The following is a 21,159-nucleotide window of genomic DNA, read 5'->3' as shown; positions in this document are numbered from 1 at the left end:
TCACCATGGCCCAGGTCCAGCGCATGTCCCGATTGATGATCAAGACACTGCGCGACGACCCGGCGGACGCCGAGACGCTCAACCACAAGCTCCTCGTCCGCGCCGGTTACGTACGCCGCACCGCGGCCGGCATCTGGTCCTGGCTGCCGCTCGGGAAGAAGGTGCTGGAGAACATCACCCGCGTCGTCCGCGAGGAGATGGACGCCATCGGCGGCCAGGAGGTCCTGCTCCCCGCGCTGCTGCCCAAGGACGCCTACGAGGCGAGCGGACGGTACGACGAGTACGGCGACCTGCTGTTCCGGCTGAAGGACCGCAAGGGCGCCGACTACCTCCTCGGCCCCACCCACGAGGAGATCTTCACCCAGGTCGTCAAGGACATGTGCTCGTCCTACAAGGACCTGCCCGTGATCCTCTACCAGATCCAGACCAAGTACCGCGACGAGGCCCGCCCCCGGGCCGGCGTGCTGCGCGGCCGCGAGTTCCAGATGAAGGACTCCTACTCCTTCGACACCACCGACGAGGGCCTCGCCGAGGCCTACCAGCTGCACCGCGCCGCGTACATCCGGATCTTCGACCGCCTCGGCCTCGACCACCGCATCGTCTCCGCGGTCTCCGGCGCCATGGGCGGCTCCGCGTCCGAGGAGTTCCTCGCCCCCGCCCCCGCCGGTGAGGACACCTTCGTCGACTGCCCCAACTGCGACTACGCCGCGAACACGGAGGCCGTGACCTACAAGGTCACTACCGTCGCCGACGCCTCCTCGACCGGCCCCGTCGAGGAGCTGGACACCCCCGACACCCCGACGATCGAGACCCTCGCCGCGCACCTCGGCGTCCCGGCCTCCGCCACGCTGAAGAACCTCCTGGTCAAGGTCGACGGCGAGATCGTCGCCGTCGGCGTGCCCGGCGACCGCGAGGTCGACCTGGGCAAGCTGGGTGAGCACCTGGCCCCCGCCGTCGTGGAGCTCGTCACCGCCGAGGACTTCGTGGACCGTCCCGACCTGGTGCGCGGCTACGTCGGCCCGCAGGGCCTGGAGAAGGTCCGCTACATCGCCGACCCGCGGGTCGCCGCCGGCACCGCCTGGATCACGGGTGCCAACAAGGAGGGCAAGCACGCGAAGAACGTCGTCGCGGGCCGCGACTTCGAGGTCGACGAGCACCTCGACGTCGTCGTCGTCGAGGCGGGCGACCCCTGCCCGAAGTGCGGCACCGGCCTCCAGGTGGACCGCGCCATCGAGATCGGCCACATCTTCCAGCTCGGCCGCAAGTACGCCGACATCTTCTCCCTCGACGTCCTCGGCCAGCAGGGCAAGCCGGTCCGCGTCACGATGGGCTCCTACGGCATCGGCGTCTCCCGCGCCGTGGCCGCGCTCGCCGAGCAGACCGCCGACGACAAGGGCCTCTGCTGGCCCCGCGAGATCGCCCCGGCCGACGTTCACGTCGTCGCCGCCGGCAAGGCGCTGCAGACCGAGCTCGCCCTCGACGTCTCGGAGAAGCTGAACGCCGCCGGTCTGCGCGTCCTCGTGGACGACCGCGCCGGTGTCTCCCCCGGGGTGAAGTTCACCGACTCCGAGCTCATCGGTGTCCCGAAGATCCTGGTCGCCGGCCGTCGCGCGGCCGAGGGCGTCCTGGAGCTGAAGGACCGCCGCACCGGTGAGCGCGAGGAGCTCACCGTCGACGAGGCGATCGCCCGCCTGACCCAGCGGGGCTGACGTCCCGCACACGGACACGAGGAAGGGCCCCGCGCACCGCGCGGGGCCCTTCCTCGTGTCCTGCCTGCCTATAGCCAGCCGGCGAACTCCAGGGAGAGCTCACCGTCCTGGGTACGGCCCACCGTCAGCGCGCGGGTGCCGGACTCGACGGCGCGGAAGAGCGTCCAGCCGCGCAGCCTGGCCTGGTCCACCTCCAGGGAGTCGGCGAGCTTCTTGATCCGGCGACGGGCCGTCGCGGCGCCACCGGGCGACGCGACGAGGTCCTCCACCCGGTCCCGCGCGAGGCGCGCCAGGTCGTAGGCCCGCTCGCCGGTCAGCGGTTCCGGGCCGACCGCGAGCCACGGGGCGCGCTCACCCGACAGGACCTTGCTCTGCCGGAAGTTGCCGTGCAGCAGGAAGTCCTCGGGGGACTCCCGGACCAGTTCGTCCCGTGCCTCGACGGCCGCCCGTACCAGCGGTTCGAGCGCCGGGTCCCGCTCCGCCGCCGCCCGCATGGGCTCCGTCTGCCGGGCGGTGCGTTCCGCGACGGTCTCGAAGCCGTGGCCGGCCGGCGGCTCCACCCACAGGCGCCGCACCGTGCCCGCGGCCTCCAGAAGGGCCTTGGCCTCCGGCAGCGAGCGCAGCGACACCTCGTGGTGGAGCCGTTCGAGCAGCAGCGCGTCACCGGGGACCTCGCCCGCCGGTGCGGCGAGGAGTTCGACAGCGCCCCAACCGCCCCAGTGCGCGAGCGCCGCCCGTTCGAGGTCCGGTCCGGCACCCGCCGGAGCGACCTTCACTACCGCGGGTGTGCCGTCCGCCCGGTGCACCAGGAGCACGAGGCTCGTGCGTCCGCCCGGGGCGCACACCCGGTCGAGCGAGACCGAGAGCGTGGACAGCGCGTCGTCCGCGAGTGCGGGGAGCCGGTCGAGCCACGCGGCGCCGGCCGCGTCCCCGTACGTCTCGCCGAGCGCTCGCACCAGACGCTGCGGCGGTTCGAAACCCATACGTGCCTTGTTCCCTTTCAGAGTGTGCTCAGTGCGTGTCGCCCGTGGCGCCGGCCTCCGCCGTGTTCTCCGGCGGGGCGGCCTTCTCGGCGAGCCCGGGAAAGGCTACGCCGGTGCCGCGCCAGCGCACCGCGCGTACCGCGGCCTCCCGGAGCGCGCCCGCCGCGTCCTTCCGCAACGGCCCCTCGGCCGCCCGGACGAGGTCGGAGTAGACGCCGGCGACCCGGTCCTCCACCAGAGCGGCGAGCCGTATGGCGCTCGCGGGGTCCCGCACCGCGAAGGGCAGAGCGTACGCCGCGCGGGCGGGAACCGGCGCACCGCCCAGGTCACGCACCGTGCGTGCCAGCGCGTCACGCCGCGAGCGGTGCGCGTCGACCGCCGCCGTCGCGTCGGAGCGGCGGTCGCCGTCCAGCCGGCCGCCCAGGACCCCGTACCCGTAGACCGCGGCGTGCTCGGCGGCGAGCGCGGCCTGCGCGGCGCGCAGCGATTCCTCGGAGTCGGTGTCCGTGTCGGCGGTCCGGGCCCGTCGTGTCATGCCGCGGTCTCCTTGGCCAGTTCGGTGAGCAGATAGGCGTGAGCCGCGCCGGCGGCGGCGACCGAGGCCAGCAGCCTGGCCAGCTCGGGGTCGGCGGTCAGCAGGGCCGCCGCCCGGCCGTCGGCCACCCGGCGCTCCTCGCCCGCCAGTTCCCTGAGAGCGGCCCGTGGGTCGGAGGCCGGGGCGGTCGGTGCCGGGGAGGCGGCGGAAGCCCGGGCGGCGCCACCGAGGGCCTTCAGATGTTCGCGTACGGTCTCCCGCATCGGCGCGATCCCGGCCTCCGCGACCGGGTGGGCGGCCGCGACCTGGTCGTACCGTGCGAGCAGGGCGGCGCTGTCACGTGCGGCCGCCGCCCGCAGCGCCTTGCCGGCGCGGAGCGAGGCGGCCCGCGCGTCCGTGCCCCCGGAGGCCGACGGCCCCTCGGGGCCGTCCCCGCAGCCTGTCAGTACCGCACCCAGGGCGAATGCTCCCGTAGCGGTGAGCGCACTCCTGCGCGTCGTCCCCGTGCGGCGCACTTGTCTCCTTCAGCCTGGTTTCTGACAGTTTCTGACTTGAAGTGATCACCGGAGGTGAGCGTACCCGTGGCAGGGCGGGAGGCGGACGGCAACACCCCTGAGGACCGGATACCCTTTGACCTGACGCACGACGTTCCCCACAACAGCACACGCGGCCGAGGAGTCACCCGGATGAGCACCACCCAGAGCGACAGGCTGCGCGAACTGCTGGAGCCGCTCGTCAGCGCCAAGGACCTCGACCTCGAGGAGATCGAGGTGTCCCGGGCGGGCCGCCGGCGGGTGCTGAGAGTGGTCGTGGACTCCGAGGACGGCGTGGAGCTCGACGCCTGCGCGGAACTCAGCCGCGGTATCTCCGAGACGCTGGACGAGACCGACGCCATGGGCGAGGGCGAGTACGTACTCGAAGTGAGCTCGCCGGGCGCCGACCGCCCGTTGACGGAGCACCGCCACTACGTACGCGCCACCGGCCGGCTGGCCCGGCTCACCCTGGGTGAGGGCGGCGAGCTCGTGGCCCGCATCCTCGAGGTGGACGACGAGGGTCTCGACCTCGAAGTGCCGGGCGTGAAGGGGCGCAAGCCCACGGCACGCCGTGTCGCCTTCGACGAGATCATCAAGGCGCGCGTCGAGATCGAATTCAACCGCAAGGACAAGAAGGAAGAGGAGGCGTAGCCGTGGACATCGATGTGAAGCTTCTGAAGGGCTTGGCGCAGGACAAGGAGATCCCCTTCGACGTGCTCGTCGGGGCGATCGAGTCGGCCCTCCTCATCGCGTACCACCGCACCGACGGCAGCCACCGCAGGGCGCGCGTCGAACTGGACGCCGCCGGACACGTCACGGTGTGGGCGAAGGACGACCCCGCCGAGCTCGAGGAGGGCCAGGAGCCCAAGGAGTTCGACGACACGCCGTCCGGCTTCGGCCGTATCGCCGCGACCACCGCCAAGCAGGTCATCCTGCAGCGGCTGCGCGACGCCGAGGACGACAGGACGTTCGGCGAGTACGCGGGACACGAGGGTGACGTCGTCACCGGCCTGGTCCAGCAGGGCAAGGACCCGAAGAACGTCCTCGTCGACATCGGCAAGCTGGAAGCGATCCTGCCCGTGCAGGAGCAGGTTCCGGGTGAGGAGTACACCCACGGGCTGCGTCTGCGGACGTACGTCGTACGGGTGGCCAAGGGCGTCCGGGGTCCGTCGGTGACCCTCTCGCGCACCCACCCGAACCTCGTGAAGAAGCTCTTCGCGCTGGAGGTCCCCGAGATCGCCGACGGGTCGGTCGTCATCGAGGCCATCGCCCGCGAGGCGGGGCACCGCACCAAGATCGCCGTACGCTCCACCAGGGCAGGCCTGAACCCCAAGGGTGCGTGCATCGGCCCGATGGGCAGCCGGGTCCGCAACGTCATGGCCGAACTGCACGGCGAGAAGATCGACATCGTCGACTGGTCGGACGACCCCGCGGAGATGGTGGCCAACGCGCTGTCACCCGCGCGGGTGAGCAAGGTCGAGGTCGTGGACCTCGGCGCGCGCTCCGCACGGGTGACCGTGCCCGACTACCAGCTGTCGCTGGCGATCGGCAAGGAGGGGCAGAACGCCCGCCTGGCCGCCCGCCTCACCGGCTGGCGGATCGACATCCGCCCGGACACCGAGACGGACGCCGAGCGTGACGTCGCCGACCGTGAGCGCGCCGAGCGTGCCCGGGAGCGGTCCGAGCGGGGCTGACCCCGGGCGTACGGGGAACCGAGCCGGGCAGGAGCGGTTCCAGGGAATAGATCACGGCGCTGCGGCGCTGTGATCACGACAACATCCGTTCGATTTTTGCCCCAAAGGGGTGAGGTCGGTGCGGGGAGGTAGACTTAGCCGTGTCTGGCCGGACGCACGCCCGCGCTTACCCCGAGCGAACCTGTGTGGGATGCCGGGAGCGAGCGGCCAAGAGCGAACTGCTGCGCATCGTGGTGGGCGAGGGAGAAGTAGTTCCTGATCCACGCGGTACGCTGCCCGGCCGGGGTGCGTATGTGCACCCCGCCTCTGTCTGTCTCGACCTGGCGGTCCGCCGCCGGGCGTTCCCCCGGGCCTTCAAGGCCAAGGGGCCGTTCGACCCCGCCGCAGTGCAGCGGTTCGTCGAGCGGGTGACACCGTAGGAAAAGAGAACGGCACGGGTCCCCGTGCGGTCAGGTACCTCGCGAGTTGGAAGTAGGTCGAGATTGCGATGAGCACTCGATGAGTACGCGATGAGTACGCCCATGAAGTAGCGACGGTCCGGCGGTAACCCGGACCTAAAAGGAGCGAAGTGGCTAAGGTCCGGGTATACGAACTCGCCAAGGAGTTCGGCGTGGAGAGCAAGGTCGTCATGGCCAAGCTCCAAGAACTCGGTGAATTCGTCCGTTCGGCGTCCTCGACGATCGAGGCGCCGGTTGTACGCAAACTGACTGACGCACTGCAGGGTCCCGGCGGCAACGCCGGCAAGACCGCTGCCAAGCCTGGCGCGCCTCGTAAGGCCGCCCCCGCGAAGCCCGCGGCGCCGTCCCCGGCGTCCGCGGCACGTCCCGCTGCCCCGAAGCCCGGCGCCCCGGCCCCCAAGCCGGCCGCCGCGGAGACCCCGGCGAGCAGCACCCCCGCGGCGCCCTCCGCGCCGTCGGCGCAGTCGGGCGGTCCTCGTCCGGGCCCCCGGCCCGCGCCGAGGCCCGCACCGGCCAACCCGGTGCCCGCGGCGGAGTTCTCCGCCCCGGCCCCGGCCCAGCAGCCGGCCGCGCCGCAGCAGGCGCCGCGTCCCGCCGGTGCCACGCCCGGCCCCCGTCCCGCCCGCCCGGCTCCGGCCGGCGGTCAGCGTGACGGCGGTCAGCGTGACGGCGGCCGTGGCGGCGAGCGCGGCGGAGACCGTCCCGCACGTCCGGCCGGCCAGGGCGCACCGCGTCCCGGCGGCGCACGTCCGGCCGGTCCCCGTCCGGGCAACAACCCCTTCACCTCCGGCGGCTCCACCGGCATGGCGCGCCCCCAGGCGCCCCGTCCCGGCGGTGCCCCGCGCCCCGGCGGCGGTCAGGAGCGCCCCGGCGCCCCGCGTCCGCAGGGTGGTCCCGGTGGCGCCCCGCGTCCCCAGGGTGGTCAGGGCGGCGCCCGTCCGACCCCGGGCGGCATGCCCCGTCCGCAGGCTCCCCGTCCGGGCGGCGCGCCCTCGGGTAACCGTCCGAACCCCGGCATGATGCCGCAGCGTCCCGCTGCGGGCCCCCGCCCCGGCGGTGGCCCCGGTGGCGGTGGCCGTGGTCCCGGTGGCGGCGGCGGTCGTCCCGGTGGCGGCGGTCGTCCCGGCGGCTTCGCCGGACGTCCGGCCGGTCCCGGTGGCGGTGGCGGCGGCTTCGCCGGCCGTCCCGGTGGTCCCGGTGGCGGTGGCGGCGCAGGCCGTCCCGGTGGTGGCGGCGGCTTCGGCGGTCGTCCCGGCTTCGGTGGCCGTCCCGGTGGCCCGGGTGCCCGTGGTGGCACACAGGGTGCCTTCGGCCGTCCCGGTGGTCCCGCGCGTCGTGGTCGCAAGTCCAAGCGTCAGAGGCGCCAGGAGTACGAGGCCATGCAGGCCCCGTCGGTGGGCGGCGTCATGCTGCCTCGCGGCAACGGGCAGGCTGTCCGGCTGTCGCGCGGTGCGTCCCTGACCGACTTCGCGGAGAAGATCAACGCCAACCCGGCGTCGCTCGTCGCCGTGATGATGAACCTCGGCGAGATGGTCACCGCCACGCAGTCCGTCTCCGACGACACGCTCAGGCTCCTCGCCGAGGAGATGAACTACGTCCTGGAGATCGTCAGCCCGGAGGAGGAGGACCGCGAGCTTCTCGAGTCCTTCGACATCGAGTTCGGCGAGGACGAGGGCGGCGAAGAGGCCCTGGTCTCGCGTCCGCCGGTCGTGACCGTCATGGGTCACGTCGACCACGGTAAGACGCGACTGCTGGACGCGATCCGCAAGACGAACGTCGTCGCGGGCGAGGCCGGCGGCATCACCCAGCACATCGGTGCCTACCAGGTCTCCTCCGAGGTCAACGGCGAGGACCGGAAGATCACCTTCATCGACACCCCGGGTCACGAGGCGTTCACCGCCATGCGTGCCCGTGGTGCGAAGTCCACCGACATCGCGATCCTCGTGGTGGCGGCGAACGACGGTGTGATGCCCCAGACGATCGAGGCGCTGAACCACGCCAAGGCGGCCGAGGTGCCGATCGTGGTCGCGGTCAACAAGATCGACGTCGAGGGTGCCGACCCGACCAAGGTGCGCGGTCAGCTCACCGAGTTCGGTCTGGTGGCCGAGGAGTACGGCGGCGACACGATGTTCGTCGACATCTCCGCCAAGCAGGGCCTCAACATCGAGGCGCTGCTGGAGGCCGTCGTCCTCACCGCCGACGCCTCGCTCGACCTGCGGGCCAACCCGGAGCAGGACGCGCAGGGTATTGCGATCGAGTCCCACCTCGACCGCGGTCGCGGTGCCGTCTCGACCGTCCTCGTCCAGCGCGGAACGCTGCGCATCGGCGACACGATGGTCGTCGGCGACGCGTACGGCCGTGTCCGGGCGATGCTCGACGACAACGGCCAGAACGTCGAGGAAGCGGGTCCGTCGACCCCCGTCCTGGTCCTGGGTCTCACCAACGTCCCGGGTGCCGGCGACAACTTCCTGGTCGTCGACGAGGACCGTACGGCCCGTCAGATCGCCGAGAAGCGTGCCGCCCGCGAGCGCAACGCCAACTTCGCCCGCAAGGGTGTCCGGTTCTCCCTGGAGAACCTGGACGAGGCGCTCAAGGCCGGTCTGGTCCAGGAGCTCAACCTCATCATCAAGGGCGACGCGTCCGGTTCGGTGGAGGCTCTCGAGTCCTCGCTGCTCCAGCTCGACGTCGGTGAAGAGGTCGACATCCGGGTCCTGCACCGCGGTGTGGGTGCGGTCACCGAGTCGGACATCGACCTGGCGACCGGTTCCGACGCCATCGTGATCGGCTTCAACGTGCGCGCCGCCGGGCGTGCGCAGCAGATGGCCGAGCGCGAAGGTGTGGACGTCCGGTACTACTCGGTCATCTACCAGGCGATCGAAGAGATCGAAGCGGCCCTCAAGGGCATGCTCAAGCCGGAGTACGAAGAGGTCGAGCTCGGCACGGCGGAGATCCGCGAGATCTTCCGCTCGTCCAAGCTGGGCAACATCGCCGGTGTGCTGGTCCGCTCCGGCGAGGTCAAGCGCAACACCAAGGCGCGCCTGCTGCGCGATGGCAAGGTCATCGCGGAGAACCTCAACATCTCCGGTCTGCGTCGCTTCAAGGACGACGTCACCGAGATCCGCGAAGGCTTCGAGGGCGGTATCAACCTCGGAAACTTCAACGACATCAAGATCGACGACGTCATCGCGACGTACGAGATGCGCGAGAAGCCGCGAGGCTGATCAACGGGGATTCCCGGGGGGGGGGGGGGGGGGCACCCCCGGGAATCCCCACCGGAGTCGGGGCCGGTCGACGGGTCGTATTTCCGTCGATCGGCCCCGGCCGTTCCGTGTACGGTTCTGGTGTCCCCGCCAAGCGATGGCGGGGCACGACCCCGAACCGGCGGGACATCCGGACATACATGTATGTGGGGACTCTGTCCTTCGACCTGCTCCTCGGCGACGTACGGTCGTTGAAGGAGAAGCGTTCCGTCGTCCGGCCGATCGTGGCCGAACTCCACCGCAGATTCGCGGTGAGCGTCGCGGAGACGGGCGACCAGGACCTCTACCGCAGGGCCGAGATCGGCCTTGCCGCGGTCTCCGGAGACACCGGACACCTCACAGACGTACTCGACCGGTGCGAACGCATGATCGCGAGCCGGCCGGAAGTGGAGCTGCTGTCCGTACGGCGGCGGCTGCACAGCGACGAAGACGATTGAGCAAGGCTTGAGAAGGAGAAGGACCAGTGGCCGACAACGCGCGGGCGAAGAAGCTGGCAGACCTCATCCAGGTGGTGGTCGCCGAGAAACTGCAGCGCGGTATCAAGGACCCGCGTCTGGGCACGCACGTGACCATCACGGACACCCGGGTCACCGGCGACCTGCGGGAGGCCACGGTCTTCTACACGGTCTACGGCGATGACGAGGAGCGGGCCAGCGCGGCCGCCGGCCTGGAGAGCGCCAAGGGAATCCTGCGCTCGGCGGTCGGTGCCGCGGCGGGGACGAAGTTCACCCCGACGCTGGCCTTCGTGGCGGACGCCCTGCCGGACAACGCCAGGGCGATCGAGGACCTGCTCGACCGGGCACGTGCCTCGGACGCGAAGGTCCGTGAGGCGTCCTCGGGTGCCACCTACGCCGGTGACGCGGACCCGTACCGCAAGCCGGAGGACGAGTCCGCCGAGAACGACGAGGACTCGCCTTCCGCATGACGCAGAACAAGCAGGGCAAGCAGGACAGGACGCCGGACGGACTTGTCATCGTCGACAAGCCGTCCGGCTTCACCTCGCACGACGTCGTGGCCAAGATGCGGGGCATCGCCCGCACGAGGCGGGTCGGCCACGCCGGCACGCTGGACCCCATGGCGACGGGTGTCCTCGTCCTCGGTGTCGAGAGGGCGACCAAGCTCCTCGGCCACCTGGCGCTGACCGAGAAGGAGTACCTCGGGACGATCCGGCTCGGCCAGGACACCGTCACCGACGACGCCGAGGGCGAGATCACCTCGTCCACCGATGCCTCCGGGGTGACCCGCGAGGCCGTCGACGCCGGGGTCGCGGCCCTGACCGGGGCGATCATGCAGGTGCCGTCCAAGGTCAGCGCCATCAAGATCGACGGCAAGCGGTCCTACGCCCGTGTGCGGGGCGGCGAGGAGTTCGAGATCCCGGCCCGCCCGGTGACCGTCTCGTCCTTCCGTGTCTACGACGTCCGCGAGGACGTCGCCGAGGACGGTACGCCGGTCGTCGACCTGGTCGTCTCCGTCGTGTGCTCCTCGGGTACCTACATCCGCGCCCTGGCCCGCGACCTCGGCGCCGGGCTCGGCGTCGGCGGTCACCTGACGGCGCTCAGGCGCACCCGCGTCGGACCGTACGGCCTGGACGCGGCCCGTACGCTCGACGCGCACCAGGAGGAGCTCACCGTGATGCCGGTGGCCGAGGCGGCCGCGTCCGCCTTCCCCCGCTGGGACGTCGACGAGAAGCGCGCCAAGCTGCTGCTCAACGGGGTACGGCTGGACATGCCGTCCTACCCGCCGGGGCCGGTCGGGGTCTTCGGGCCCGACGGTGAGTTCCTGGTGCTCGTCGAGGAGCAGAAGGGCAAGGCCAAGAGCCTCGCCGTCTTCGTCTGAACGAGGGCGTCGCGGGACCGCGTGGCCGGGCCCCGCGGTCGTCGGCGCCCGGGGGCCCGCCCGGTCGCCGTGAAGGGACACGGGGGCCGTGGGCGAGGGTGCGAAGGGCCGTGAGGTCCGGCGCCACGAGAAACCGGTCCCATCGTGGAGCGGGCAACCCCCCTGGTGTCTGCCCGCTCCACGATCCCCCTCCAGCGACCATCCCTGTCCACCTGATCGCTTCGATTCACCCCTATGGAGGGGCGCTCGGAGCGGCAGGGGGGTGTGAGGGGGGCGCTTTCAGCTCGTGAGTTTCTCCTGCCGATCGGCCTGGACCTACGGTCGGACCATGGGCAGCGGGGACCGGTCGACACTTGTGAGAATCTGCGATCAGGCCGGCCGGCCGCGGGGGACCGGATTCGTCGCGGACGACCGGGGAACCGTCGTCACCGGGCACCAGGCCGTCGCGCGCCCCGGGCCCCTCACGCTGCACGGTGCCGAAGGCCGCAGCCGCACCGTCGCCGGCGACGACATCGTCGCACTGCCCGCACAGGGCCTCGCCCTGCTGCGCACCGGAGATCCTGACGCCCTGGGCGCGGAACCGCTCCCCATCGCCGTACGCGAGCAGATCGGCACCGGCACCTACGTGCGGATCGCCGCCCACGGCTGGCGAGAGGCGCGGGTGCTCGGGACGACCCCGGCGACGTACAGCGAGGGCGGACGCGACCACCCGGTCGCCCATGCGCTGGAGCTCGCCCTCGGCACCGACGGGAGGGACGCCCTGCGCTCCGGCGGGGCCGCCGTCGGAGGACCCGTGACGGACCCCCGCACCGGCGCCGTCCTCGGGGTGCTCTCGACCGCCCTGAGCGCCGGACGTGAGACCGCCGGACTCGCCCTCCCGCTGGCCGCCGAGGACGCGCCGGCTCCGCTGGCCGAGGTGCTCCGCCGCAACGCGAACGGCGTCCCCGGATACGGCAGCGACCTCAACCTCGCCGGCGCCCTGCAGCTGACCGCGATGTCGCTCGGCCACGCCGATGCCGGACCCGGCGGCACCGAGGCCGTCGAACGGCCCAGGATCAGCGCCGAGTTCACCGCCTTCGAGACCGGCACCGGACCTGTGCTCGCCCTGGTCGGAGCCCCCGGGACCGGTCGTACGACCGAACTCACCGCACTGGCCTCCCGCCGGACCCGCGGCCCCGTGCCCGCCCTCACCCTCTGGCTGCGCGGTGCCGACCTGCTGGCGGACGACGCCTCGGTCGCCGACGCCATGTCCCGCGCCCTGACGCGCTCCGGGAGGATCATCACCGCGGCCGGGGCACCCGGCGACATGCGGACAGCCACCCCGGAGCGGGTCGCCGCGCTCGCCGCGGCCTCGGGCAACCCGCTGCTCGTCCTCGTCGACGGCCCCGAGGAGATGCCGCCCCTGCTGGCCCACCGGCTCGCCCGGTACGCCGGGGCGACCACCGAATGGCTCCTCGCCCATGATGTCCGCATGGTCGTCGCGTGCCGCCCCGAGCACTGGGAGACCGCCGGAGCCCTCTACCCGCCGGACGCCCTGCACCGTCCCGAGCGGCCGGCCGGCGGGCTGCCGCCCTCGGTCAGGCTCACCGACCTCACGGCCGGACAGGCCGAGCGGGCGAGGGAGCGGTACGCCATCCCGCCCGGGTCGATCGCCCCCGGCGACGACCGGCACCCCCTCACCCTGCGGCTCCTCGCCGAGGTACGGGCCGCGCTGCCGCCCGACGTGGAAGGCAGGCCGGGGACCGAAGAGGTCTTCGCGGCCCACCTGGACCTCGCCTGCGTACGGATCGCCGTACGGATCGGCGCCGGGGCCGAACCCCCGCTGCGCGGCACGGCGATCCGCAGACTGGCGGCCAAGGTCGCGGGCCAGGTCCACGAGGCGGCGAGGCGCTGTCTCGGGCCCGGCCAGGGCGAGCTGGACCGGGAGGCGTTCGAGGAACTCTTCCCCTGGCGCACCGGATGGGCCTCCGCGGTCCTCACCGAGGGCCTGCTGGCCCCGGCGGGCGCGGGGTACCGCTTCGCCCACGAGGAGATGGGCGACTGGGTGCAGGGCGCCCACCTCGACCTGGACGCGGCCCTGCACGCCCTGGTCCACCGCTGGCACGCGGAAGAGGCACCCGCGGAGCCCGAACCGGCCCCGGACCCGGCGGAGCACCGCAACCTGCCCGTGCCCCGTCACCGCATCGGCCCGGTGCTCCAGGCGATGCTCCTCCTGGAGCGCAGGCAGGGGCACGCCGCGCTGGCCCACCGCATGGCGGACCTGATCGAAGCGATGGACCGCCTGCCATCCGGTCCCGGCGCGCCCCAGCGGCACACCGACGCCGCCTGGTGGGCCGCCCGCCTCCTCCGGGAGAGCCTGCTCAGGGTCGCCGACGCCCGGCCCTGCCTGGGCGTGCTGCGGGTCCTGGCCGGCCGGATCACCCGGCGTTCCCGGAGCGGTGGCGGCCGGGCCGCCCTCGGCCCCTACGCGGAGTTCGGCCCCTGGTTCTGGCGCCGGATCAGGCTCCCCGAGGCCGACCGCGTCGACCTCCTGCGCCGCCTGCTGCCCGCCGACGCCACCGCACGGCCGGACGGCGGCGAGCGTTATCTGGACGCGGTGTCCCGGCGCCTGGCCGCCCACCCCGCAACCGTTCAGAAGCTGCTCTGCGGCTGGTTCGGGGACGAGAGCCCGCTGCCCGCCGAGGAGGGCGTGCCGATGCGGCTCACCGTGGCCTCCGCCGCGCAGGCCCTCCTGTACGCCCGCCGGGACCAGGCGGTCGACGACCTGACCGAGGCTCTCGCCGACACCCCCCACGCCCGGGCCGCCGAACTGCTCGTCACCCTCGCCGAGGACGAGCCGAGCGCCCTCTGCCGGGCCGTCGACCGGTGGGCGCGCGACGACGAGCGGCCCGCGCGCCGCGCCGCCGCCGCCTTCCACGCCACGCTCGTCGCCGCGTCCGCACTCTCCGAGACCGACCGCGCCCTGCTGCGCGGCGCCGCGCTCACCCTCCTGGCCCGGCCGGACGACTCCGTCCTGCACGCCCAGGCGCTCACCGTCCTCGTACGGGACCCGAGGACGGGCGGTCGCTACCTTCCGCAGGCACTTCGGGTGTTCGCCGCCGGTGACCCACGGCTGCCGGTGTCCCTGCTGACGGAGGTCTTCCCGAAGTACCCCGAGCCCGTACTCGCCGCGCTGGGCGCCCGCCTCTCGCTGCCCGGCGAGGCTGCCGAGGGGGTCCTGCGGGAGCTCGCGGCCCTGGACACACCCGCCCTCGCCCTGCACGCCCCCGGGCTCGTACGCCGCTTCATCGACAGCCGTCCCGGGGAGGACGCCGGGGCGCAGGCGGCCGCGTACGTCGATCTCCGGCTGGAGCACAGCCCCGCCGCCCGTGCGCTGCTGCTGCCCCTGATGACGGGCCTGCTGCGGGACCGCCCGGCTCCGCCGCCGGTGCGCGCCGCGCTGGCACGGGTCCTCGCCGCTCCCGGGACCCCTGCGTCCAGACCGCTGAGGGCGGAACTGCTGGAAGTGCTGCTGGGCTTCGAGCAGGACACCGGACGGGACCCCGAGGTCCTCGACGCCCTGCTGCGGGCGGCCGCCGCGGGGGCCTCGGGGCGCCCCGAGGCCCGCACCCGGGCGCTGGTGCACCGCACCGCGATGCTCCTCGTACGGACGCCCGAGGGCGCGGCCCGTTTCGACCGGGGCCTGGTGGAGATCGCCGGGGAGATCCCCGGATTCGCGGCCCTCGTCGTCCGCTGGCTGGCCGACGCCCCGCAGGAATGGGCCCCCGTCGTGAGCCCCGGCGCCCGCCGGACGATGGAGGCCCTGGACGGGGCGCGTGCCGGGATCCCGATGCCGATGCAGGCCGCAGGGCGTGCGCATGGCAGTCTTAGACCTGCGTAATGGACATACACACGTACACAGGTTCGGGCGAGGAGCGGTCACAGTGCACTGCTGGCGTGGCTTGGAGGACATCCCTGAGGGCTGGGGACGCAGCGTCGTCACCATCGGCTCCTACGACGGGGTGCACCGCGGGCACCAGCTGATCATCGGACGCGCCGTCGAGCGGGCGCGCGAGCTCGGCGTCCCCTCCGTGGTCGTCACATTCGACCCGCACCCCAGCGAGGTCGTCCGCCCCGGTACCCACCCGCCGCTGCTCGCCCCGCACCAGCGGCGGGCCGAGCTCATGGCCGGGCTCGGTGTGGACGCGGTGCTGATCCTGCCGTTCACCGCCGAGTTCTCGCAGCTCTCGCCCGCCGACTTCGTCGCGAAGGTCCTCGTCGACCAGCTGCACGCGAAGCTGGTCATCGAGGGCCCCAACTTCCGCTTCGGCCACCGCGCCGCGGGGAACGTCGCGTACCTCGCCGAGCTCGGGCCGGCCTACGACTTCGACGTCGAGGTCATCGACCTCCACGTGAGCGGCGAGGCCGGCGGCGGCGAGCCGTTCTCCTCCACCCTCACCCGGCGCCTCGTCGCCGAGGGCGACGTCGAAGGGGCCGCCGAGATCCTCGGACGCCCGCACCGCGTCGAGGGTGTCGTGGTGCGGGGCGCCCAGCGCGGCCGCGCCCTCGGCTTCCCGACGGCGAACGTGGAGACCCTGCCGCACACCGCGATCCCGGCCGACGGTGTCTACGCGGGCTGGCTGAACGCCCAGGGCGAGGCCATGCCCGCCGCGATCTCCGTGGGCACCAACCCCCAGTTCGACGGCGTCGAGCGGACCGTCGAGGCGTACGCCATCGACCGTGTCGGCCTCGACCTCTACGGCCTGCACGTGTCCGTCGACTTCCTCGCATACGTCCGCGGCATGCTGAAGTTCGACACGGTCGACGACCTCCTCGTCGCGATGGCCGCCGATGTGAAGCGGTGCGGCGAGCTGATCGAGGCGTACGGGCGCGACTGACGCCCTCCTGTGGTGCGCACGGCGTCACCGGTGCATCGTCGGGGGCAGGAGCCGTCGACCGGCGAGGAGGTGCGTACGTGCGTGAACTGCTGACGGACCTGCGTGACTGGCACGCCGCCGGCACGTCCTTCGCCCTGGCCACGGTCGTCGCCGTGCGGGGCAGCGCGCCGCGGGCTCCCGGCGCGGCCATGGCGGTGACCGACACCGGCACGGTCGCCGGAAGCGTCTCCGGCGGGTGCGTGGAGAGCGACGTGCACGAGGTGGCCACCGAGGTCATCAGTACGGGCCGGACGGTCCTGCGGACGTACGGCATCAGCGACGACGATGCCTTCGGCGTAGGTCTCACCTGCGGCGGCACGATCGACGTCCTGGTGCGGCCCTTCGTCACGGCGGAGGCCAGGGAGCACCTGCGGGAACTCCTCGACCTGATCGCGGCGGGGGAGCCCGTCGCCCTCGCCACCGTGGTCTCCGGCGCGGGCCTCCAGGGCGCGGGCCGGGTGGTGAGGGCCGGAGGCGCGAGCGGTTCGCTCGGCGACGAGGGCCTCGACGTCGCTGTCACCGACGACGCCCGGGGACTGCTCGCCCAGGGGGCCACCGGCAGCGTCCGCTACGGGGCGCACGGCGAACGCAGGATGCAGGACGTCACCGTCTTCGTCCAGACCTTCGCCCCCGCGCCCCGGATGCTGGTCTTCGGCGCCATCGACCACGCGGCCGCCACCGCCCGCATCGGGTCCTTCCTCGGCTACCGGGTCACGGTCTGCGACGCCCGGCCGGCCTTCGCCACCCGGGAGCGCTTCCCCACGGCCGACGAGGTCGTCCGGGCCTGGCCGCACACCTACCTGGAGTCGACGGAGGTCGACGAGCGGACGGTCGTCTGCGTGCTGACGCACGATCCGAAGTTCGACGTGCCGCTGCTCGCCGCCGCCCTGCGCACACCCGCCGCCTACATCGGTGTGATGGGCAGCAGGCGGACCCACGCCGACCGGATCGCCCGGCTGCGGGAGGCCGGCGTGGGCGAGGCGGACCTGGCCCGCCTCGCCTCACCGGTCGGCCTCGACCTCGGAGCGCGTACCCCGGAGGAGACGGCGGTGTCCATCGCCGCCGAGATCATCCAGCACCGCTGGGGCGGCACCGGCCGGCCCCTGGGGGAGACCGGCGGGGCGATCCACCATCCCCAGGAGCCGGGACACGGCTGAGGACGGTCCTCAGGAGGACACCGGCTCCGCCGCCGCGGCCCAGTGGCAGGCCACCTGGGTGCTGCCGTCCCCCTCCAGCACCGGCAGGTCCTTCGTACGGCAGGCATCGGCGACACCCGCGCGCTCCGCCTCACCCGAGGCGAGGATCTGGCAGCGGGCGTGGAACCGGCAGCCGGCCGGAACCTTCGAGGGGTCCGGGGGCTCGCCCGTGAGGATGACCGGTTCGCCGTCCGCCTCGGGCAGCACGGACAGCAGCGCCTGGGTGTACGGGTGCCTGGGTGCCGTCAGGATCTGCTCGACGTCACCCGTCTCCACGATCCGGCCGAGGTACATCACGGCCACCCGGTCCGCGATGTTCCACGCGAGGCCCAGATCGTGCGTCACCACCAGCGCCGACAGACCGAGTTCGTCGCGCAGCCGCAGCAGCAGCGCCAGGATCTCCCCGCGCACAGACGCGTCGAGCGACGCCACCGGCTCGTCGGCGACGATCAGCTCCGGTTCCAGGACCAGCGCACCCGCGATCACCACCCGCTGGCGCTGGCCGCCGGACAGCTCGTGCGGGTACCGCAGCAGGAACCGCTCCGGAGGCCGCAGCCCCGCACGGGACAGGGCCTCGCACACGGCCGTGTGCTCGTCGCCGGTGTACCCGTGGATGCGCAGCCCCTCGGCCACCGCGTCGTACACCGTGTGGCGCGGGTTGAGGGAGCCGCTCGGGTCCTGCAGCACCAGCTGCACCCGCTTGCGGTACGCCTTCAGGGCCCGGCCCGCGTAGTCCAGGGGCTCGCCGCCGAAGGTGACCCGGCCGGCCGTCGGCGGGACCAGGCCCAGCAGGGAGCGGGCCAGAGTCGTCTTGCCGCAGCCCGATTCGCCGACCAGGGCGACGATCTCACCGGGACGGATGTCGAGGTCGACCCCGTCGACGGCGCGGGCGGTCGATGCCCCGCGCCGGCCCGGGAAGGCGACCTTCAGCGCCTGGGCGCTGAGCAGCGGGACCGGGGGAGTGGTGGTCATGAGGTGCTCCTTGCTTCCTCGGCTCCGCCGAGCGGGCCGGGTGCCGCGCCGCTGTCCGGCTCCACCAGCACGCAGGCCGCGCGCCGGGACGGTCCGGCGATCCGCAGCTCCTGGTCCTCGGTGGCGCAGGAGTCCAGCGCGGACGGGCAGCGCGGGTGGAACGTACAGCCGGACGGCAGGTCCGACGGGTCCGGGGGGTCGCCCGGAAGGCCCCGGGGCGCGTGCCGGGACGCGAGGTCGCCGATGCGCGGGAACGCGGCCGACAGAGCTGCCGCGTACGGGTGCCTGGCGTTCTCGTGGACCTGTTTGGCCGGCCCCTCCTCGACGATCCGGCCGGCGTACATCACCGACAGCCGGTCGCAGGTGTCGGAGAGCACCGCCAGGTCGTGGCTGATCATGATCAGTCCGAGGTCCTGGTCGCTGACGAGCTGTTCGATCAGCCGCAGGATCTGCGCCTGGATCATCACGTCGAGCGCGGTCGTCGGTTCGTCGGCGATGATCAGCCGGGGATCGCAGGCCAGGGCCATGGCGATCATCACGCGCTGGCGCTGGCCGCCGGACAGCTCGTGCGGATACGCGTCCACACGCGAGGCCGGGAGACCGACCTGCTCCAGCAGCTCGCCCGCGCGCCTGCGCGCCTCGGCCGGCGTCGCCCTGCGGTGCAGCAGGATCGGTTCGGCGATCTGGTCCCCGATGCGGTGCACCGCGTTCAGCGAGTGCATCGCGCCCTGGAAGACGATCGACGCCCCCGCCCAGCGCACCGCGCGGAGCCGTCCCCACTTCATGGTGAGGACGTCCTCACCGTCCAGCAGGATCTCCCCGCTCATGGTGGCGGACGCGGGCAGCAGGCGCAGCAGGGCGAGCGCCAGCGTGGACTTGCCGCAGCCGGACTCCCCGGCGATGCCCAGCTTCTGGCCCGCCTCGACCCGCAGGTCGACACCCCGGACGGCTGGGACGGCCGAGGCCCCCGATCCGTAGGTGATCCGCAGGTCGCGGACCTCCAGCAGCGGCTGACCGGTCTCCGGCTTCGGCGCGTTCTCGGTCTTCACAGCGGTCAACGGGAGACCCCCAGCTTGGGGTTGAGCACGGTCTCGATGGTGCGGCCGCACAGCGTGAACGCGAGCGCGACGACGGCGATGGCGAGTCCGGGCGGAGCGAGGTACCACCAGTTGCCGGAGCTGACCGCTCCGGCCTCACGGGCGTCCTGGAGCAGCCCGCCCCAGGAGACGATCGTGGGATCGCCCAGCCCGAGGAAGGCGAGGGTCGCCTCCGTGAGGATGGCGGTGGAGATGACCAGGGTGGTCTGCGCGAGCACCAGCGGCATGACGTTGGGCAGCACATGACGGGACATGATGTGGCCGTGCCCGCCGCCGAGCGCCTTGGAACGCTCGATGTACGGACGCGACTCCACCGACAGGGTCTGCGCGCGCACGAGGCGCGCGGTCGTCGGCCAGGTGGTCACCCCGATGGCGAGCACCGTCGTCCAGATCGACCGTGAGAGCACGGTGGCCAGGGCGATGGCGAGCACCAGCGTCGGCATCACCAGGAACCAGTCGGTGATCCGCATGATGACGTTGCCGTACCAGCCCTTGAAGTGACCGGCCGTGATGCCCACCAGGGTCCCGATGGCCACCGAGAGGAAGGCGGCGAGCAGTCCCACGGTCAGCGAGACCCGCGTACCCCACACGAGGAGCGCCAGGAGGCTTCGGCCGAACTGGTCCGTGCCGAGGGGGAACTTACCGCTGGGCGACTCCAGGGGGCCGCCAGGCGCGTCGGTGACGCTCTGCGAGTCCGCGCCCACCAGCCAGGGTGCCGCCAGCGCCGCGAGGGCGATCAGCGCGAGCACGGCGAGGCCGGCCAGCCCCGCCCGGTGGGTGCGGTACTGCTGCCAGAACCGGGCGGCGGCCCGGCGCCTGCGGGCCCAGCTCAGCGCCCGCGTGCTGGCGGCGGGCGTGGTGTCGGTCGTGGTCGTCGTCATCGGCCCACCCGGGGATCGAGGAGCGGATAGATCACGTCGGCGAGGGTGTTCATCAGGATCACCGCGGCGGCGAAGATGAAGAACAGCGCCTGCACGAGTGGCAGGTCGGGAACGCTCAGCGCCTGGTAGAAGAGTCCGCCCAGGCCGGGCCAGGAGAACACCGTCTCCACCAGGATCGCGCCCGCCACCGTGTTGCCGAGGTTGACGAAGAGCAGGGTCACGGTCGGCAGCATCGCGTTGGGAACGGCGTGACGGCGTCGTACGAGGTCGTCGCGCAGGCCCTTGGCACGGGCGGTCGTCAGGTAGTCGCTGCCCATCTCGTCGAGCAGCGAGGAGCGCATCACCAGCAGGGTGCGCGCGTACTCGACGGCGACGAGCGTGACGACGGGCAGGACGAGGTGGTGTGCCACGTCCAGGACGTACCCGAATCCGCTCGAGTTGCCGGACTCCATGCCGCCGGTCGGGAACATGCCCGGGATCGGCCCGATGCCCACCGACAGGGTGACGATCAGGAGCAGACCGAGCCAGAACGAGGGGACCGAGTACAGGGTCAGCGCGAAGGCGGTGTGGAAGCGGTCACCCGCCGAACCGTTGCGCCAGGCGGACCTGGAGCCCAGCCAGATGCCGATCACGGTGTAGATCACGAACGCGGTGCCGGTCAGCAGCAGCGTCGCGGGGAGAGCCTCGGTGATCTTGTCCATCACCGGGGCGCGGAACTGGTACGACGTACCGAAGTCCCCGGTCAGGGCCTTGCCGCAGTACTGCGTGAACTGCTGCCAGAGCGGCAGGTCCAGGCCGAATTCCTTGCGCATCGCGGCGATCTGCTCGGTCGACACCTGACGGCCGCCGGTCATCTGCTTGACCGGGTCGCCGGGGATCAGCCGGAACAGGAAGAAGCTGGTGACGAGCACGGCGAACAACGAGACGGCGGCGCCGCCCAGTTTGCCCGCCGCGTAGCGGAGATATGCGGCAGTGCTTCGGGAGCGCGGACTGCGGGCCGACGGCCCGGCCGGAGCCGGACCGTCGGTCTGCACAGCGTCCACGCCCGCCGCGCCCTTCAGGAGCGCGGGAGTGCTTTCTGTGCTCATG

Annotated in this window: 18 protein-coding genes; 11 read left to right on the top strand and 7 right to left on the bottom strand. The window is 72.7% G+C overall.

Annotated elements, in window-relative coordinates; translation table 11 throughout:
* Positions 1-5: 5 nt before the first annotated feature.
* A complete protein-coding gene (locus tag ACGFNN_RS08535; protein ID WP_393554088.1) occupies positions 6-1,709 on the top strand; it encodes a proline--tRNA ligase in 1,704 nt (567 codons plus the stop codon).
* A 68-nt stretch (positions 1,710-1,777) separates the two neighbouring features.
* Here ACGFNN_RS08535 and ACGFNN_RS08530 read toward each other — a convergent pair whose 3' ends face one another.
* The 3 genes from ACGFNN_RS08530 to ACGFNN_RS08520 are packed head-to-tail and all read right to left on the bottom strand — an operon-like array spanning position 1,778 to position 3,742.
* Positions 1,778-2,692: an aminoglycoside phosphotransferase family protein gene (locus ACGFNN_RS08530; protein WP_393554086.1), complete on the bottom strand. Its 915-nt coding sequence runs from the start codon at positions 2,690-2,692 to the stop codon at positions 1,778-1,780.
* Between the two features lie 28 nt (positions 2,693-2,720).
* On the bottom strand, positions 2,721-3,227 hold the full coding sequence (locus ACGFNN_RS08525) for a ferritin-like domain-containing protein (RefSeq protein ID WP_393554084.1): 507 nt from the start codon (positions 3,225-3,227) through the stop codon (positions 2,721-2,723).
* Positions 3,224-3,742: a hypothetical protein gene (locus ACGFNN_RS08520; RefSeq protein ID WP_393554083.1), complete on the bottom strand. Its 519-nt coding sequence runs from the start codon at positions 3,740-3,742 to the stop codon at positions 3,224-3,226. The genes ACGFNN_RS08525 and ACGFNN_RS08520 overlap by 4 nt, the downstream gene beginning before the upstream one ends.
* 171 nt (positions 3,743-3,913) lie before the next feature.
* Between ACGFNN_RS08520 and rimP the strand changes: the two genes are divergently transcribed.
* From rimP to ACGFNN_RS08470, 10 genes are all read left to right on the top strand, one after another.
* A complete protein-coding gene (gene rimP / locus ACGFNN_RS08515; RefSeq protein WP_362551407.1) occupies positions 3,914-4,411 on the top strand; it encodes a ribosome maturation factor RimP in 498 nt (165 codons plus the stop codon).
* A gap of 2 nt (positions 4,412-4,413) precedes the next feature.
* On the top strand, positions 4,414-5,454 hold the full coding sequence (nusA, locus tag ACGFNN_RS08510; protein ID WP_362668784.1) for a transcription termination factor NusA: 1,041 nt from the start codon (positions 4,414-4,416) through the stop codon (positions 5,452-5,454).
* Positions 5,455-5,594: 140 nt separating this feature from the next.
* Positions 5,595-5,873, top strand: coding sequence for a YlxR family protein (locus tag ACGFNN_RS08505; RefSeq protein WP_393554081.1), 279 nt, complete (start codon positions 5,595-5,597; stop codon positions 5,871-5,873).
* A gap of 149 nt (positions 5,874-6,022) precedes the next feature.
* Positions 6,023-9,133, top strand: a complete 3,111-nt coding sequence (gene infB, locus ACGFNN_RS08500) for a translation initiation factor IF-2 (protein ID WP_393554080.1) — start codon at positions 6,023-6,025, stop codon at positions 9,131-9,133.
* A 179-nt stretch (positions 9,134-9,312) separates the two neighbouring features.
* Positions 9,313-9,609, top strand: a complete 297-nt coding sequence (locus ACGFNN_RS08495) for a DUF503 domain-containing protein (RefSeq protein ID WP_362551395.1) — start codon at positions 9,313-9,315, stop codon at positions 9,607-9,609.
* 26 nt (positions 9,610-9,635) lie between these two features.
* Positions 9,636-10,097: a 30S ribosome-binding factor RbfA gene (gene rbfA, locus ACGFNN_RS08490; RefSeq protein WP_362551393.1), complete on the top strand. Its 462-nt coding sequence runs from the start codon at positions 9,636-9,638 to the stop codon at positions 10,095-10,097.
* Positions 10,094-11,008, top strand: coding sequence for a tRNA pseudouridine(55) synthase TruB (truB, locus tag ACGFNN_RS08485; RefSeq protein WP_393554079.1), 915 nt, complete (start codon positions 10,094-10,096; stop codon positions 11,006-11,008). Before rbfA ends, truB begins: the two co-directional genes overlap by 4 nt.
* A 328-nt stretch (positions 11,009-11,336) precedes the next feature.
* Positions 11,337-14,888 (top strand): trypsin-like peptidase domain-containing protein, encoded by a 3,552-nt coding sequence (locus ACGFNN_RS08480; protein ID WP_393554077.1) that lies wholly within the window; start codon positions 11,337-11,339, stop codon positions 14,886-14,888.
* A 43-nt stretch (positions 14,889-14,931) separates the two neighbouring features.
* Complete coding sequence (locus tag ACGFNN_RS08475; protein ID WP_393554076.1) at positions 14,932-15,885, top strand: bifunctional riboflavin kinase/FAD synthetase; 954 nt, start codon at positions 14,932-14,934, stop codon at positions 15,883-15,885.
* Between the two features lie 77 nt (positions 15,886-15,962).
* Positions 15,963-17,081, top strand: a complete 1,119-nt coding sequence (locus ACGFNN_RS08470; RefSeq protein ID WP_393554075.1) for an XdhC family protein — start codon at positions 15,963-15,965, stop codon at positions 17,079-17,081.
* 9 nt (positions 17,082-17,090) lie between these two features.
* Here the strand turns inward: ACGFNN_RS08470 and ACGFNN_RS08465 are convergent, their stop codons facing one another.
* Genes ACGFNN_RS08465 through ACGFNN_RS08450 form a run of 4 tightly spaced genes read right to left on the bottom strand, consistent with a single transcriptional unit; the run spans position 17,091 to position 21,158 of the window.
* Positions 17,091-18,092 carry an oligopeptide/dipeptide ABC transporter ATP-binding protein gene (locus ACGFNN_RS08465; protein ID WP_393554074.1) on the bottom strand — a complete coding sequence of 334 codons (1,002 nt, stop codon included), beginning with the start codon at positions 18,090-18,092 and terminating at the stop codon, positions 17,091-17,093.
* Complete coding sequence (locus tag ACGFNN_RS08460) at positions 18,089-19,150, bottom strand: ABC transporter ATP-binding protein (RefSeq protein WP_393554072.1); 1,062 nt, start codon at positions 19,148-19,150, stop codon at positions 18,089-18,091. The genes ACGFNN_RS08465 and ACGFNN_RS08460 overlap by 4 nt, the downstream gene beginning before the upstream one ends.
* A complete protein-coding gene (locus ACGFNN_RS08455; RefSeq protein WP_393554071.1) occupies positions 19,147-20,070 on the bottom strand; it encodes an ABC transporter permease in 924 nt (307 codons plus the stop codon). Before ACGFNN_RS08455 ends, ACGFNN_RS08460 begins: the two co-directional genes overlap by 4 nt.
* Positions 20,067-21,158, bottom strand: coding sequence for an ABC transporter permease (locus tag ACGFNN_RS08450; protein WP_393554070.1), 1,092 nt, complete (start codon positions 21,156-21,158; stop codon positions 20,067-20,069). Before ACGFNN_RS08450 ends, ACGFNN_RS08455 begins: the two co-directional genes overlap by 4 nt.
* Position 21,159 lies beyond the last annotated feature (1 nt).

The organism is Streptomyces sp. NPDC048590, assembly GCF_043199535.1.
GTDB lineage: Bacteria > Actinomycetota > Actinomycetes > Streptomycetales > Streptomycetaceae > Streptomyces.
Note: the sequence above shows the minus strand (reverse complement) of the source record. Positions and strands in the feature narration are given on the sequence as shown.

Bases quoted from the DNA above. Each gene is read 5' to 3' on its own strand.
- ACGFNN_RS08535 (WP_393554088.1), top strand. From the start codon at position 6: ATGGCCCAGGTCCAGCGCATGTCCCGATTGATGATCAAGACACTGCGC.
- ACGFNN_RS08530 (WP_393554086.1), bottom strand. From the start codon at position 2,692: ATGGGTTTCGAACCGCCGCAGCGTCTGGTGCGAGCGCTCGGCGAGACG.
- ACGFNN_RS08525 (WP_393554084.1), bottom strand. From the start codon at position 3,227: ATGACACGACGGGCCCGGACCGCCGACACGGACACCGACTCCGAGGAA.
- rimP (WP_362551407.1), top strand. From the start codon at position 3,914: ATGAGCACCACCCAGAGCGACAGGCTGCGCGAACTGCTGGAGCCGCTC.
- ACGFNN_RS08495 (WP_362551395.1), top strand. From the start codon at position 9,313: ATGTATGTGGGGACTCTGTCCTTCGACCTGCTCCTCGGCGACGTACGG.
- truB (WP_393554079.1), top strand. From the start codon at position 10,094: ATGACGCAGAACAAGCAGGGCAAGCAGGACAGGACGCCGGACGGACTT.
- ACGFNN_RS08480 (WP_393554077.1), top strand. From the start codon at position 11,337: ATGGGCAGCGGGGACCGGTCGACACTTGTGAGAATCTGCGATCAGGCC.
- ACGFNN_RS08465 (WP_393554074.1), bottom strand. From the start codon at position 18,092: ATGACCACCACTCCCCCGGTCCCGCTGCTCAGCGCCCAGGCGCTGAAG.
- ACGFNN_RS08455 (WP_393554071.1), bottom strand. From the start codon at position 20,070: ATGACGACGACCACGACCGACACCACGCCCGCCGCCAGCACGCGGGCG.
- ACGFNN_RS08450 (WP_393554070.1), bottom strand. From the start codon at position 21,158: ATGAGCACAGAAAGCACTCCCGCGCTCCTGAAGGGCGCGGCGGGCGTG.